At 62.5% G+C, this 15307-nt stretch carries 11 protein-coding genes; all 11 read left to right on the plus strand.

From position 1 onward, the window contains the following. Window positions 1-76 precede the first annotated feature (76 nt). The 11 genes from hisI (at window position 77) to pyk (ending at window position 15307) form a co-directional block, all read left to right on the plus strand. Window positions 77-493, plus strand: a complete 417-nt coding sequence (gene hisI / locus AC1DD5_RS13045) for a phosphoribosyl-AMP cyclohydrolase (RefSeq protein ID WP_224089670.1) — start codon at window positions 77-79, stop codon at window positions 491-493. Window positions 494-550: 57 nt separating this feature from the next. Next, complete coding sequence (locus tag AC1DD5_RS13050) at window positions 551-2134, plus strand: anthranilate synthase component I (RefSeq protein ID WP_477521692.1); 1584 nt, start codon at window positions 551-553, stop codon at window positions 2132-2134. Further along, complete coding sequence (locus AC1DD5_RS13055; protein ID WP_477517077.1) at window positions 2131-2733, plus strand: Trp biosynthesis-associated membrane protein; 603 nt, start codon at window positions 2131-2133, stop codon at window positions 2731-2733. Before AC1DD5_RS13050 ends, AC1DD5_RS13055 begins: the two co-directional genes overlap by 4 nt. 131 nt (window positions 2734-2864) lie before the next feature. Then, the gene (locus tag AC1DD5_RS13060; RefSeq protein WP_216923214.1) at window positions 2865-3137 is read left to right on the plus strand and encodes an HGxxPAAW family protein; all 273 of its coding nucleotides are present in this window, start codon (window positions 2865-2867) and stop codon (window positions 3135-3137) included. 2 nt (window positions 3138-3139) lie between these two features. Beyond that, complete coding sequence (trpC, locus tag AC1DD5_RS13065; RefSeq protein WP_477521693.1) at window positions 3140-3958, plus strand: indole-3-glycerol phosphate synthase TrpC; 819 nt, start codon at window positions 3140-3142, stop codon at window positions 3956-3958. Window positions 3959-4071: 113 nt separating this feature from the next. Next, window positions 4072-5448 (plus strand): tryptophan synthase subunit beta, encoded by a 1377-nt coding sequence (gene trpB / locus AC1DD5_RS13070; RefSeq protein ID WP_477521694.1) that lies wholly within the window; start codon window positions 4072-4074, stop codon window positions 5446-5448. Beyond that, on the plus strand, window positions 5448-6260 hold the full coding sequence (gene trpA / locus AC1DD5_RS13075) for a tryptophan synthase subunit alpha (RefSeq protein ID WP_477521695.1): 813 nt from the start codon (window positions 5448-5450) through the stop codon (window positions 6258-6260). Before trpB ends, trpA begins: the two co-directional genes overlap by 1 nt. A 22-nt stretch (window positions 6261-6282) precedes the next feature. Beyond that, window positions 6283-7437, plus strand: coding sequence for a prolipoprotein diacylglyceryl transferase (gene lgt, locus AC1DD5_RS13080; RefSeq protein ID WP_477521696.1), 1155 nt, complete (start codon window positions 6283-6285; stop codon window positions 7435-7437). 260 nt (window positions 7438-7697) lie between these two features. After that, window positions 7698-12311: a glutamate synthase large subunit gene (gene gltB / locus AC1DD5_RS13085; RefSeq protein WP_442016828.1), complete on the plus strand. Its 4614-nt coding sequence runs from the start codon at window positions 7698-7700 to the stop codon at window positions 12309-12311. Continuing rightward, window positions 12304-13761: a glutamate synthase subunit beta gene (locus AC1DD5_RS13090; protein ID WP_442003002.1), complete on the plus strand. Its 1458-nt coding sequence runs from the start codon at window positions 12304-12306 to the stop codon at window positions 13759-13761. Before gltB ends, AC1DD5_RS13090 begins: the two co-directional genes overlap by 8 nt. A 55-nt stretch (window positions 13762-13816) precedes the next feature. Next, a complete protein-coding gene (pyk, locus tag AC1DD5_RS13095; RefSeq protein ID WP_431119891.1) occupies window positions 13817-15307 on the plus strand; it encodes a pyruvate kinase in 1491 nt (496 codons plus the stop codon).

The raw sequence follows: 15307 nt of genomic DNA on the forward strand, positions 1-15307 counted from the left end.
AGCACGATCAGGGCAAGGTTGCGCAGTGGAACCGCCGCAGAATACGGCTCCCATCAAAGGCACTAGACTTGATCTGATGTCAGAGCAGTCCGCCCCCAGTCCAACTCCTGCCGTGGAGCTCTCCAGCGACCCCGCGGACACCCTGCCGCAGGAGATCGCCAGCGCCCTTAAACGCGACTCTGCAGGCCTTGTAGCCGCCATCATCCAGCAGCACGATACCCATGAGGTCCTCATGCTGGGCTGGATGGATGACGAGGCACTCCGCCGGACCATGACCACGGGGCGCGTGACCTTCTATTCGCGCTCCCGCCAGGAATACTGGCGCAAGGGCGACACTTCCGGGCACGTACAGTTCGTGAAGTCAGTCGCCCTTGACTGCGACGGCGATGCCCTCCTGGTCCGCGTGGACCAGATCGGCGCAGCCTGCCACACCGGTACCCGGACCTGCTTCGACGGGCGCGACTTTTCGGTCGTAACGGGCCACCGCGATTAAGGCATCCCCTAGTTTCCCTGACGCACCACCTAAGACCAAAGGCGGAGAACAATAGCCATGCAGGACCTTGGAATCATCAGCCCGGGCCTGGAAGAGTTCCGCGAACTCGCCGTCCACAGCCGTGTCATCCCTGTCCGACTCAAAGTCCTGGCCGACGCCGAGACTCCCATCGGCCTGTACCGTAAGCTCGCCAAGGGCCAGCCCGGAACATTCCTCCTTGAGTCGGCAGCGGTTGGCGGTGCCTGGTCGCGCTATTCCTTCATTGGCGCCAAGTCCCGCGCCACGCTGACCACCAAGGATGGCCAGGCACACTGGATAGGTGAGCCGCCAGTCGGCGTTCCCGTGGCCGGCAACCCGGTGGAAGCAGTCCGCGACACCATCGCCGCCCTGCAAACGGACCGTTTTGAAGGGCTGCCGCCCTTTACTTCCGGCCTCGTTGGGTTCCTGGGTTGGGAGGCCGTGCGCCATTGGGAGAAGCTGACGGCGCCGCCGGAAGACGACCTCCACCTGCCTGAAATGGCCCTGAACCTGGTCACCGACATGGCAGTTCATGACAATGTGGACGGCACTGTCCTCCTGATCGCCAACGCGATCAACTTCGACAACAGTTCCGAGCGTGTGGATGACGCCTGGCACGACGCCGTGGCGCGCGTTAAAGCGCTGCTGGACCAGGTCAGTACGCCTGTTGCCCAGCCGGTCTCGGTGCTGGAGCCGGCCGCATTGGATTTTGCGTCGAGCGTGCAGGAACGCTGGGACGAGGCCAAGTACCTGGAAGCCATCGATCGCGGCAAGGAAGCGATCGTCGATGGCGAGGTCTTCCAGGTGGTCATTTCGCGCCGCTTCGAGATGGAGTGCAAGGCCGACCCGCTGGACGTTTACCGCGTACTGCGCAACACCAACCCGAGCCCGTACATGTACATCTTCAGCCTCGAAGATGCTGACGGCCGCGAGTATTCGATCGTGGGTTCCTCGCCGGAAGCGTTGGTGACGGTAACCGGCGGCGAAGTCATTACGCACCCCATCGCCGGATCGCGTCCCCGTGGCAAGACTGTTGAAGCTGACAAAGCCCTGGCCACGGAACTTTTGGCCGACCAGAAGGAGCGTGCAGAGCACCTCATGCTGGTTGACCTTTCACGTAACGACCTCTCAAAGGTCTGCGTTGCCGGCACGGTTGACGTCACCCAGTTCATGGAGGTGGAGCGTTTCAGCCACATCATGCACTTGGTGTCCACTGTGGTGGGGGAGTTGGCTCCGCATGCCAAGGCCTACGACGTCCTCAAGGCAACGTTCCCCGCAGGTACCCTTTCCGGTGCCCCGAAACCACGGGCCCTGCGCCTACTGGACGAACTCGAACCGCACCGCCGTGGTATCTACGGTGGCGTTGTGGGTTACCTGGACTTTGCCGGTGACATGGACATGGCGATTGCCATCCGTTCTGCGTTGCTGCGGGAAGGCCGGGCCTACGTGCAGGCCGGCGGCGGGATTGTTGCTGATTCACACAAGCCGTCGGAAGCCCTTGAAACCGTGAACAAGGCTGCTGCGCCGCTTCGGGCCGTGCACACGGCGGGTTCGTTGCAAAATATTTCTGCGGAGACCGTTCCCGAAGCAGGAATCGTCGACGGCGGGACGCCCGGCTCATGACCGCTGAAGCACAGGGGCCGACGGCGACCACATCGCCGCGTTGGGCGCGGAAGTCAACTCTTGTTCTTGCAACGGCACTCCTGGCACTCGCTGTCTTTGGAACTACCACGCAGACCTGGATCGAGGTCCGTCTTGATCCGACAGCTGCCTCCAACAGCGACCTCCACGTTCAAGGCAGCAAGGCAGCCACGGCCGTTACCGCACTGGCACTCGTAGCCCTCGCCGGTGGGTTGGCCGCTTCCATTGCGGGGCGGATCGCCCGCTGGATCATCGCGGCCCTCCTTGCTCTGTCTGCTGCTGGGATTATCCTCGCAGCCGCCACGGTCCTGTCCGATCCTCTCGGGGCAGCCCAGGGTTCCATCGCTGCGGCAACCGGCATCTCGGGAGGTCAGGCGAGCGTGGCCACAACGGTCTTCCCCGTGCTGGCAATCGTGGCCGGTGCCCTGCTTGCCGTCTGTGCAGTGGTCTTGCCGCTGGCGGGACGGTATTGGAAATCCCGGACCAAGTACGATGCCGCTGCTGTTAGGGAACGCGGTAACGGACCAGTGGACGAGATCGACAGCTGGGACAGTCTTTCCCGCGGCGAAGACCCAACCTAGGCCGTCCAGCACTCTTTCGGGCCGGTATGGCGCAACATAAGCGCCGGGGCCGGTCCTGACGTCGGACGATGTCCCGGCCGCCGTCAATAAATGGCAGAATGTAAGCAGTATTCATCCTGAGGAGATTCCACATGAGCAAAACCACAGTGTCCGCAAACCAAGCTACCTCCACCATGGCCAGCCACGCTGATGCCATCGGCCACGGTAACAGCCCGGCTGCCTGGACCTGCGTGATTGTGATGCTGGTCGGCGCCCTGATTTCCTCCATTGCTTTCGTCATTGCCAGCACCCCCATCTTCATCGGCGGTGTCGTGGTCATGGTGGCCGGCCTCATCGTGGGCTGGGCCATGCGCAAGGCCGGCTACGGAGTGGGTGGCAGCAAGCTGCAGAACAACGGCCACTAATCGTGACCGTTCTTGACGACATCATCGTCGGCGTCAAGGAGGACATGGAGGCCCGCCGCCGGCTTGTGTCCCTCGTTGAGCTGAAGGACCGCGTTGCAGGTGCAGTTCCCGCGCGTGACGCTTGGGCTGCCCTGGGTGGTCCTTCCTCGAACCGCGAGGATCTCAAGGTCATCGCTGAGATCAAGCGTCGGAGCCCCTCCAAGGGCGATCTCGCACCCATCGACGACCCCGCCTCGCTCGCGGTGCAGTACGAACATGGCGGAGCTTCCGTTATCAGCGTCCTCACCGAGAAGCGACGTTTCGGCGGATCGCTGGCAGATCTCGATGCCGTACGTGCCGCCGTCGATATTCCCTTGCTGCGCAAGGACTTCACGGTGGACGATTACCAGATTTGGGAAGCCCGCGCCCACGGTGCGGACCTTATTCTGCTGATCGTTGCGGCCTTGTCCGACTCGGAGCTGGCTCACTTCAGCGGCCTCAGCCATGAGCTTGGCATGAACGTGCTGGTGGAAACGCACACCGAAGAGGAAATTGAGCGCGCCGTCGCTGCGCAGGCCAAGATCATCGGCATCAACGTCCGAAACCTGAAGACGCTCGACGTCGACCGTTCAGTTTTCGGTTCACTGGCTGGTTTGATTCCGGCTGAGGCAGTGATTGTTGCGGAGTCCGGCGTGCGGACGGCCGAGGACGTCACGCACTATGCCGCGAGCGGCGCCAATGCCATTTTGGTGGGGGAGGCGCTGGTTAGCGACTCAACCCCCCGCGAACGCATCACCGAATTCAAGGCAGCTGGAGCTGCCGCCATCGCCGTCAGGAACTGAGGCAGTACCTGAAGCAAGGCGACAGCCATGAGGCAGCCCGGGCATGTGCCTGCGGCTGCCTTGTGGCACGTGGAACTACCCGATGAACTAACTGGAACAGGACGGTGAGACTGATGGTGGACGCGCCAACAGCCAGCTCGGAAGAGAATGCGGCCGACGCATTCCTGCAAGGTGGCCATTCGCTGCGCAACGCAAGCGGGCCGTACTTCGGTAACTACGGTGGCCGTTGGATGCCCGAGTCACTTATCGCCGCACTCGACGAAGTCCAGGACACGTTCGAGAAAGCCAAGGCTGATCCCGAGTTCCTCGCGGAGTTGAAGGACCTCAACAAGAACTATTCCGGACGTCCGTCGCTGCTGACAGAGGCCAAGCGCTTCTCCAAGCACGCTGGTGGCGCGAGGATTTTCCTGAAGCGCGAAGACCTCAACCACACCGGTTCCCACAAGATCAACAACGTCCTGGGGCAAGCCCTCCTGGCCAAGCGCATGGGCAAGACCCGGGTTATTGCTGAAACCGGCGCAGGCCAGCACGGCGTTGCCAGTGCCACGGCAGCAGCCCTCCTTGGCCTGGAGTGCGTTGTCTACATGGGTGCCGAGGACTGCCGCCGCCAGGCTTTGAACGTTGCCCGCATGCAACTGCTCGGCGCCACTGTGGTTCCGGTGACCAATGGTTCGCAGACCCTCAAGGACGCCATCAACGACGCCCTGCGGGACTGGGTTTCCAATGTGGAGACCACCCACTACTTGCTGGGTACCGCTGCCGGAGCCCACCCGTTCCCTGCCATGGTCCGCTTCTTCCACGAAGTGATCGGCGAGGAAGCCCGCGCCCAGATCCTGGACCAGACCGGCAAGCTGCCCGACGCCATCTGTGCCTGCATTGGTGGCGGATCCAATGCCATCGGCCTGTTCCACAGCTTCCTGGACGACGCCTCCGTGAAGATCTATGGCTTTGAGGCTGGCGGCGAAGGCGTTGAGACCGGGCGTCACGCTGCAGCAATCTCCCTGGGACGTCCCGGTGTGCTGCATGGTGCCCGTTCTTACCTGATGCAGGATGAAGACGGCCAGACCATCGAATCCCACTCGATCTCTGCCGGACTGGACTACCCCAGCGTGGGACCCGAGCACTCGTACCTCGCGGACATCGGACGCGTGACGTACGAGCCCATCACGGACACCGAAGCCATGGACGCCTTCAGCCTCCTGTGCCGGACCGAGGGCATCATCCCCGCCATCGAGTCTGCGCACGCGCTTGCCGGTGCGATCAAGGTGGGCAAGCGCCTCACCGAAGGCAAAGAGGACCCGTCCGGGATCTCCGTGATCGTGAACCTGTCCGGTCGCGGGGACAAGGACGTGGAAACGGCAGCCGCATGGTTCAACATGTTGGACGAAGAAGGTCACGTCAAGGGCACCACCCTGTCTACCCGCAAGCCCAAAGGTCCTGCAGAACGCACCTCCGAAGCAGCCGTGGACGTAAACGAGGACCAGAACTGATGACTGAACAATTCGCCAGCAAATCCGCTGCAGCTATCGACAGCGCCAAGGCCGAGGGCCGGGCAGCCCTTGTCGGATATCTTCCGGCGGGTTACCCCACGGTCCAGGACAGCATCGATGCAGGCATCGCCCTGGCCCGGAACGGTGCCGACCTCATCGAGATCGGCATTCCTTACTCCGATCCTGTGATGGACGGACCTGTCATCCAGGCTGCTACCACGGAAGCGATCAACAACGGTTTCCGGGTCGCCAATGTTTTCGACGTCGTTGCAGGGATCACTGCCGTTACGGACGCCGCCGTGTTGGTCATGACCTACTGGAACCCTGTTATGCGCATGGGCGTGGATGAGTTCTCCCGACGCCTGGCTGAATCCGGGGGAGCGGGCCTTATTACTCCGGACCTCATTCCGGATGAGGCCAGTGAGTGGTTCGAGGCTTCAGACAAGTACGGACTGGACAGGGTCTTCCTGGTGGCTCCATCGTCCACACCCGAACGACTGGACATGACCGTCAAGGCCAGCCGTGGCTTTGTGTATGCCGTCTCCATCATGGGTGTGACCGGTGCACGCCAGTCAGTCAGCAGCGCAGCCGAAGACGTCGTGGCACGCGCCCACGCTGCAGGTGCTGAACGGGTTTGCGTCGGCCTCGGCGTTTCCAACCCGGATCATGTCCGCGAGATCGCTGCCTACGCGGACGGCGTGATCGTCGGCACTGCGCTCGTGGCGGCCCTCCGCGACGGCGGCGTTGACGCCGTCGGCCAACTCACCAAGAACCTCAGCGCCGGCTTGGGCCGCGCAGCTGCAGACGCCTAGGAAAAGGAAACAGCGAAGCCCAATGCAGACCGTCCTCCACGCAGCGGCAATGGTTCCACTGAGCATCCCGAGCCCATCGTGGTCCGGTTTCGACATTCCGCTGCCGTGGGGGACGCTGCGTATCCACGCATACGCCCTCTGCATCCTGGCGGGCATCATCATCGGCCTATGGTTGACGTCAGCCCGATGGAAGCGCCGTGGAGCCCCCGACGGGAGCCTGTGGGATATCGCCATTTGGGCGATTCCTTTCGGCATCATCGGTGGCCGGCTTTACCACGTGTTTTCGTCCCCGGATGCGTACTTCGGCCCTGGGTTCGACGGCACAGGTGACCTCTCCCTGATTCCGCAGATACAGCGGGGCGGCCTGGGTATTTGGGGAGCCGTACTGCTTGGCGCCGTGGGTGCCTGGATCGGTTGCCGTCGGGCGGGCGTCAAGCTCACGGCGTTCCTGGATGCCGCGGCTCCCGGATTGCTGCTTGCCCAGGCGATCGGACGTTGGGGCAACTGGTTCAACCAGGAACTCTTCGGTGCCCCCACAACGTTGCCGTGGGGCCTCCAGATCGACCCTGCCAACGCCAACTTCCCAGCGGGTATGCCCGCAGACACGCTCTTCCACCCGACGTTTCTTTATGAATTCCTGTGGAACATCCTGGGCGTCGCCATCCTGCTCCTGCTGGACCGGAAGTTCCACTTCCGCCGAGGACGCCTGTTCTGGCTTTACGCGATGTATTACACGCTTGGCCGCGTGTGGATCGAAGCCCTCAGGATTGACGACGCCGAGCAGATCAGCCTTTTCGGGATCACCACCAGGCTGAATGTATGGACGAGTATCTTCGTCTTTATTGCGGCGCTGGTGATCTTCCTTGTTCTCGGCAGGGGAGGCCGGCCGCAGCCGGATACCCCTTATTTACCGGGCCGGGAACCTGAAGCCACGCCAGCCAAAGATGAGGCATCCGTGACGAGCGTCACCAGTCATGATGTGGACCCATCTGTCTCAGATAGTGGTTCCCGTGGTAATCTCCCAGATAACCAAAGCGATCCGGGCCACGTTGACGAGCCGCAGGATGCAGCAGGAGATTCCGCAAAGGACACAACGTCCAAGGCGGAATCGGAGTCTGCTGCGACTGCCGCAAGGAAGGCCCCCGGATCCTCGCTGGAAGCTGACGACACCAAGTAGTCGCTTCCGGCAAAGGGGCAACAGAGTCACCGCTCGTAGGGCCCAGTCCACAGCGTCGTGGCACCCCGGAAACCGGATCGCAGCATACCGATGTTCACTGGTCAAGCCGGGGCCAGTGGTCTGCGTAACTGTTAGTTGCGCTTGATTGGCTGGCCTACAATTCCAATAACTAGCGCTTTGTTGTGCCCATCACAAGGGCATGCAAGGTGGGGCCAACGTTGTCCCTTCCATACGCACGATCACGAGGAAGGACGTCTCCCATGACCCATCTTCATAACCCCGGTTGGTCCGAAAATATCGAACCGCAGGGTGCCATGTCTCCATTCAAGCGCTTTGCTGCGCTTCCGGAGGCCCGGGGTCTTTACAACCCGGACAAGGAGAAGGACGCCTGCGGCCTGGCAATTATTGCCACGCTCCGCGGGGAACCGGGATACGACATCGTGGAAGCGGCTCTGACTGCCCTCCGCAATCTCGAACACCGCGGCGCCGTGGGCGCCGATGAAGGTACTGGCGACGGTGCGGGCCTGCTCATGCAGGTTCCGGACGAGTTCTTCAGGGCCGTCACCGAATTCGAACTGCCCGCTCCGGGCCAGTACGTGGTGGGTACCGCCTTCCTTCCTGCTGAATCGCGCGAAGCAGCTACGGCCAAGGCCGGTATCGAAGCTCTTGCAGCGGATGAGGGACTTACGGTCCTTGGCTGGCGTGAGGTTCCCGTGGTCGCAGACCTCGTGGGCGCCATGGCACGGGCCTGTATGCCGTACTTCTCACAGCCCTTCTTTGCATCCGCTACCGGCGAGCAGCTTGAGCGCAACGAACTTGACTCCCGCGCCTGGCGAATCCGCAAGCGGGCCCAGAACAAGTACGGCGTGTACTTCCCCTCGCTGTCCTCGCGCACCATTGTGTACAAGGGCATGCTGACGACGGCCCAGTTGGAGCCGTTCTATCCCGACCTTTCGGATCAGCGTTTCAAGACGAAGCTGGCCATTGTCCACTCACGCTTCTCCACGAACACTTTCCCGTCGTGGCCTCTGGCGCAGCCGTTCCGCACCATCGCCCACAACGGCGAAATCAACACGGTCAAGGGCAACCGCAACTGGATGCGCGCACGCCAGTCGCAGTTGGCCAGCCCGCTGCTGGGCGACACCCCCGAAGAGCTGTACCCGATCTGCACCCCGGGTGCCTCGGACTCTGCTTCCTTCGACGAAGTAGCCGAGCTCCTTTGGCTCTCCGGCCGGCCGATTACGCACTCGATCATGATGATGATCCCGGAGGCGTGGGAAAACCACGCCACCATGGATCCGGCACGCCGCGCGTTCTACGAATACCACTCACTGCTCATGGAGCCGTGGGACGGTCCCGCCGCTGTGTCCTTCACTGACGGCAACCTCGTTGGAGCAACCCTTGACCGCAATGGCTTGCGCCCGGGACGTTACTGGATCACTGAAGACGGCCTGATCATTTTCGCCTCGGAAGTGGGCGTCATCGAGGTCGAGCCTTCCAACGTGGTCAAGAAGGGTCGCGTTGCCCCGGGCAAGATGTTCCTGGTGGACACCGAGGCCGGCCGCATCATCGACGACGCCGAGGTCAAGGCCGAGGTCGCTGCAGCCAACCCGTGGGCCGAATGGCTCAAGGACAACCTGATCGACATCAACGAGCTCCCCGAGCGCGAGCACGTACGCCACACCGCTGCATCGGTTAACATCCGCCAGCGGACCTTCGGTTACACCACTGAAGAACTGAAGATCCTGCTCGGCCCCATGTCCCGCACGGGCGCTGAGCCCCTGGGTGCCATGGGTTCCGATACCCCGGTTGCCGTACTGTCCAAGCGTCCGCGCTTGCTGTTTGACTACTTCGTGCAGTCCTTCGCCCAGGTCACCAACCCGCCGCTGGACGCCATCCGCGAAGAGCTGGTCACGTCACTGAAGTGCGCCATCGGACCAAACGGCAACCTTTTGGATGGCAAGCAGGTCCGCCAACCGCAGATCTCCCTGCCGTTCCCCGTGATCAACAACGATCAACTCGCCAAGATCTCGAACATCGAAAACGCCGACGGCGATCGCATCGCCATGAAGGTACGTGGCCTTTACCGCCCGGAGGGTGGGGAAGCGGCACTGCGTGCCCGTCTGACAGAGATCTGCGAGCAGGTTTCCGGCGCGATTAACCGTGGCGTGCAGTACGTTGTGCTGTCCGACCGCGACTCGAACGCGCAGTGGGCACCCATTCCGTCGCTCCTGCTTGTCAGCGCTGTCCACCACCACCTGCTCCGCAGTGCCAATCGCACCAAGACGGCACTCGTGGTTGAGGCCGGCGATGTCCGCGAGACGCACCACGTTGCCGTGCTCATTGGCTATGGCGCATCGGCAGTCAACCCCTACCTCGCCATGGAATCGGTTGAACAGCTGATCTCCAACGGCGACGTTGAGGGCGTGACTCCGGAAGACGGCGTTTACAACCTCATCAAGGGCCTCGGCAAGGGTGTGCTGAAGATCATGTCCAAGATGGGCATCTCCACAGTTGCTTCCTACACCGGCGCCCAGACGTTCGAGGCACTGGGCCTGTCGCAGGAACTCGTTGACGAATTCTTCTCGGGTACGCACTCCCAGCTGGGTGGCGTGGGCCTGGACGTCATTGCCGCGGAAGTTTCGGCACGCCACCAGATGGCGTACCCGGAGGGCGGCATCGAGCACCCGCACCAGCCGTTGCTCGGCGGCGGCGAATACCAGTGGCGCCGCGACGGCGAACCGCACCTCTTCAACCCGGAGACGGTGTTCCGCCTGCAGCACGCCACCCGTGAGCGTCGCTATGACATCTTCAAGGCCTACACCAAGGGCGTTGACGATCAGTCCGAGAACCTGATGACCCTGCGTGGGTTGCTCAAGTTCAAGAGTGACGTCCGTCCGGCCGTGCCGCTTGAGGAAGTGGAGTCCGTCTCCAGTATCGTCAAGCGTTTCTCCACCGGCGCCATGAGCTACGGCTCCATCTCCAAGGAAGCGCACGAGACCCTCGCCATCGCCATGAACCGTTTGGGCGCCAAGTCCAATACCGGTGAAGGTGGCGAAGACGTTGACCGTCTGCTGGATCCGGAGCGCCGCTCTGCCATCAAGCAGATTGCTTCCGGCCGCTTCGGTGTCACCAGCCTGTACCTGACCAACGCCGACGACATCCAAATCAAGATGGCACAGGGCGCCAAGCCCGGCGAGGGTGGCCAGTTGATGGCCCAGAAGGTCTACCCCTGGGTTGCCCGCACGCGCCACTCGACGCCCGGTGTCGGACTCATTTCCCCGCCTCCGCACCACGACATCTACTCGATCGAAGACCTCGCGCAGCTCATCTACGATGCCAAGCGCGCCAACCCTTCGGCCCGTGTACACGTGAAGTTGGTTTCGGAAGTCGGGATCGGCACTGTGGCCTCCGGGGTGACCAAGGCGAAGGCCGACGTCGTGCTTGTTTCAGGTCACGACGGCGGTACCGGCGCCTCGCCGCTGAACTCGCTGAAGCACGCAGGCGTGCCGTGGGAACTTGGCCTGGCCGAAACCCAGCAAACGCTCATGCTCAACGGTCTCCGCGACCGCGTGGTGGTGCAGGTGGATGGCCAGCTCAAGACCGGCCGTGACGTGGTCATTGCCGCCCTGCTGGGTGGCGAAGAGTTCGGTTTCGCAACGGCTCCGCTGGTTGTCTCCGGCTGCATCATGATGCGGGTCTGCCACTTGGACACGTGCCCCGTCGGTGTTGCTACCCAGAACCCGGAACTGCGTTCACGATTCAACGGCAAGCCCGAGTTCGTGGTCAACTTCTTCGAGTTCCTCGCAGAAGAAGTCCGCGAAATCCTGGCAGAGCTCGGTTTCCGCAGCCTCGAAGAGGCGATCGGCCACGCCGAGGTACTGGACACCCGCGAAGCGATCGACCACTGGAAAGCCGAAGGGCTGGACCTGGATCCGATCCTGCACGGCCTTGAGTTTGACGACGACGTGCCGCTGCGCAACATGACCACCCAGAACCACGAGCTGGACAAGCACTTCGACCAGCGGCTCATCACCATGGCCGCCGAAGCGCTCAGTGACCGCATGCCTGTCAAGATCACCCTGGACGTCATCAACACGGACCGTTCCGTGGGCACGATGCTCGGCCACGTGGTGACCAAGACGTTCGGTACCGATGTGCTGGCGACGGACACCATCGACATCACGCTCAACGGCACCGCTGGCCAGTCACTTGGCGCCTTCCTGCCTGCCGGCATCACGCTGCGCATGTACGGAGACTCCAACGACTACGTGGGCAAGGGCCTCTCAGGCGGACGGATCATCGTCCGCCCGGACCGCACCAACGTGTTCCAGGCGGAGCGCAACGTCATTGCCGGCAACGTCATCGGTTACGGCGCAACGAGCGGCGAGATGTTCCTGCGTGGCCAGGTTGGTGAACGCTTCCTGGTGCGTAACTCGGGTGCGACCGCCGTCGTCGAAGGTATTGGCGATCACGGATGCGAGTACATGACCGGTGGCCAAACACTGATCATTGGCCGTACCGGACGCAACTTCGGTGCCGGCATGTCCGGTGGTACTGCTTACGTGCTGGACCTGCAGCACGAGAGGGTCAACAAGGATGCGCTGGACTCCGGTGAACTTCAGCTCCTTGAGCTGGACGCCGAGGACCGCGACATCGTCCACGGCCTGCTCACCAAGCACGCCGAGGAAACCGAATCCGTCCTGGCCGGCCGTTTGCTCGAGAACTTCGACGACACCGCCGCCCGCATCACCAAAGTACTGCCGCGCGACTACGCCGCAGTCCTGCAAACCCGTCTCGACGCCATCGAAGAGGGCCTTGACCCCGACGGCGAAGAAGTATGGTCTCGAATCCTGGAGGTAACCGGTGGCTGATCCACGCGGATTTTTGAAAGTCCGGCAGCGCGAGACGCAGCCACGCCGTCCCGTTCCGGTCCGCATCATGGACTGGAAAGAAGTGTATGAAGCCCAGGAAAAGGGTGTCCTGAAGAGCCAGGCAGGCCGCTGCATGGACTGTGGCGTACCGTTCTGCCACCAGGGCTGCCCGCTGGGCAACCTCATTCCCGAGTGGAACGACCTCGTGTGGCGGGACAAGGGTGAGGAAGCGATTGAACGCCTCCATGCCACGAACAACTTCCCGGAGTTCACCGGCCGTCTGTGCCCGGCACCCTGCGAAGCGTCCTGCGTGCTGGGTATCAACCAGCCTGCCGTGACCATCAAGCAGGTTGAGGTTTCCATCATTGACGAAGCCTTCGACAACGACTGGGTCCACCCCCTTCCGCCGACGCGCCTCACTGGCAAGACGGTTGCCGTGGTGGGGTCCGGTCCTGCAGGCCTCGCAGTTGCACAGCAGCTGACGCGCGTTGGTCACACGGTTGCCGTGTACGAGCGTGACGACAAGATCGGCGGCCTGCTCCGCTACGGCATCCCCGACTTCAAAATGGAGAAGGAACAGGTTGACCGCCGCCTGGAGCAGATGAAGGCCGAAGGCACCCGCTTCCGCACCGGCGTCGCAGTCGGTACGGACGTAACCTGGGAACAGCTGCGCCGCCGTTACGACGCCGTCGTGATTGCTACCGGTGCAACCGTCCCGCGCGATCTGCCCATTCCGGGCCGTGACCTTGAAGGTGTTCACTTCGCCATGGATTACCTGGTTCCTTCCAACCGCGTAGTAGCGGGGGAGAGCCCGGAAAATCACATTGATGCCCGTGGCAAGCATGTGGTCATCCTTGGTGGCGGCGACACCGGCGCGGACTGCATCGGTACAGCGCACCGTCACCAGGCGGCTTCTGTTACCACGCTGGCGATCGGCAAGCAGCCGCCTCTTGAGCGTGCAGGTCACCAGCCCTGGCCGACGTTCCCCACGCTCTTCGAGGTCGCCAGCGCCCACGAAGAAGGTGGCGAGCGTACGTACCTGGCCTCCACCGTGGAGTTTGTTGGCGAGAACGGCAAACTCACCGGGGTCAAGGTTGCCGAGACGGAGTTCGTGGATGGCAAGCGCCTCCCGAAGGCCGGGACGGAGCGGATCATTCCTGCTGACCTCGTCTTCCTGAGCCTCGGCTTCACCGGTGCTGAACCGGCCGGTATCACCGAGCAGGTCAGTGCAGAATTCGACGGTCGGGGCAACGTAGCCCGCGACGGCTACTACATGACGAACACCGAGGGTGTGTTTGTTGCCGGCGACGCCGGACGTGGCCAGTCCCTGATTGTGTGGGCCATTGCCGAAGGCCGTGCGTGTGCGGCAGCAGTGGACAAGTTCCTCATGGGAAGCACAATCCTTCCGGCACCGGTCGCCCCCACCGACCGGGCAATCGCGGTCTTATAGCGCCGGCAGGAATGATCTTTAACTCAATCAGCAGCACACTACTTAGGGTAGGTATATGAGACGCGCGAAAATTGTGGCAACTTTCGGCCCGGCAATCTCCAGCTATGACAACACTCTTGCAGTGCTGGAAGCCGGCGTTGACGTTGCCCGCATGAACATGAGCCACGGCGACTACTCCGTGCATGACATCACCTACGAGAATGTCCGCAAGGCTGCGGCGCAACTGCACAAGCCCGTTGCCATCATGGCTGACCTCCAGGGTCCCAAGATCCGTCTTGGCCGCTTTGTTGACGGCCCGCACGAGCTGGCTGTTGGCGACATCTTCACCATCACCACCGAAGACGTCCCCGGCACCAAGGACATCTGCTCCACTACGCTTAAGAGCCTCACCGAAGACGTCAACGTGGGCGACGCCCTGTTGATCGACGACGGCAAGGTTGCCCTTCGCGCCATCGAAGTTGACGACGTCAAGGTTGTTGCCACCGTTACAGTCGGTGGCAAGGTGTCCAACAACAAGGGCATCAACCTGCCCGGTGTTGCCGTCAACGTCCCCGCACTGAGCGAAAAGGACGAGGACGACCTCCGTTGGGCCCTCAAGCGTGGCGTGGACCTGGTTGCCTTGTCTTTCGTCCGGGATGCCTCCGACATCAAGCGCGTCCACGAAATCATGGACGAAGAAGGCCGCCGCGTTCCGGTGATCGCCAAGATCGAAAAGCCCCAGGCCGTGGACCAGCTCCACGAAATCATCGATGCGTTCGACGCCATCATGGTTGCCCGTGGTGACCTCGGTGTTGAGCTCCCGCTCGAAGAGGTGCCGATCGTCCAGAAGCGCGCCATTGAACTGGCACGCCGCTGGGCCAAGCCGGTCATCGTGGCAACCCAGGTCCTGGAATCCATGATCGACAACCCGCGTCCGACGCGTGCCGAGGCTTCTGACTGCGCAAACGCAGTTCTCGACGGCGCCGACGCAGTCATGCTGTCCGGCGAAACTTCGGTGGGTCAGTACCCGATCGAAACCGTCAAGGTCATGGCCCGGATCATCGAGTCCACCGAAGAACACGGCCTCGAGCGCGTCCCCCCGCTGGGCACCAAGCCCAAGACCCGCGGTGGCGCCATCACCCGTGCCGCCGTCGAAATCGCCGACCAGCTGGACGCAAAGTACATCTGTACGTTCACCCAGTCCGGTGACTCGGCACGTCGCCTCTCGCGTCTGCGCCCGGTCAAGCCGGTTTTCGCGTTCACGCCGGTTGAGCACGTGTGGAACCAGCTCGCCCTCACTTGGGGCATCCAGCCGGTACTGGTCCCCACAGTGGGCCACACCGACGAAATGACCGCACAGGTTGACCGCAGCCTCCTGGACATGAAGATCGTCGAGGAAGGTGACCTGGTGGTCATCGCTGCCGGTTCCCCTCCCGGACAGGCCGGTTCCACGAACTCGCTGAAGGTCCACAAGGTGGGCGACCTCGCCGACACGTCCTCCGTGGACGCGTCGCGCAAGGAGCCTGTGGGTCCGTGGCCCGAAAAGAAGTCCAAGACCAGGGCATAA

The sequence above is a fragment of the Paenarthrobacter sp. 10L420 genome (genome assembly GCF_056395385.1).

Bases quoted from the DNA above. Each gene is read 5' to 3' on its own strand.
- gltB (WP_442016828.1), top strand. From the start codon at position 7,698: ATGACCCATCTTCATAACCCCGGTTGGTCCGAAAATATCGAACCGCAG.
- hisI (WP_224089670.1), top strand. From the start codon at position 77: ATGTCAGAGCAGTCCGCCCCCAGTCCAACTCCTGCCGTGGAGCTCTCC.
- lgt (WP_477521696.1), top strand. From the start codon at position 6,283: ATGCAGACCGTCCTCCACGCAGCGGCAATGGTTCCACTGAGCATCCCG.
- trpB (WP_477521694.1), top strand. From the start codon at position 4,072: ATGGTGGACGCGCCAACAGCCAGCTCGGAAGAGAATGCGGCCGACGCA.
- AC1DD5_RS13060 (WP_216923214.1), top strand. From the start codon at position 2,865: ATGAGCAAAACCACAGTGTCCGCAAACCAAGCTACCTCCACCATGGCC.
- AC1DD5_RS13050 (WP_477521692.1), top strand. From the start codon at position 551: ATGCAGGACCTTGGAATCATCAGCCCGGGCCTGGAAGAGTTCCGCGAA.
- AC1DD5_RS13055 (WP_477517077.1), top strand. From the start codon at position 2,131: ATGACCGCTGAAGCACAGGGGCCGACGGCGACCACATCGCCGCGTTGG.
- trpA (WP_477521695.1), top strand. From the start codon at position 5,448: ATGACTGAACAATTCGCCAGCAAATCCGCTGCAGCTATCGACAGCGCC.
- pyk (WP_431119891.1), top strand. From the start codon at position 13,817: ATGAGACGCGCGAAAATTGTGGCAACTTTCGGCCCGGCAATCTCCAGC.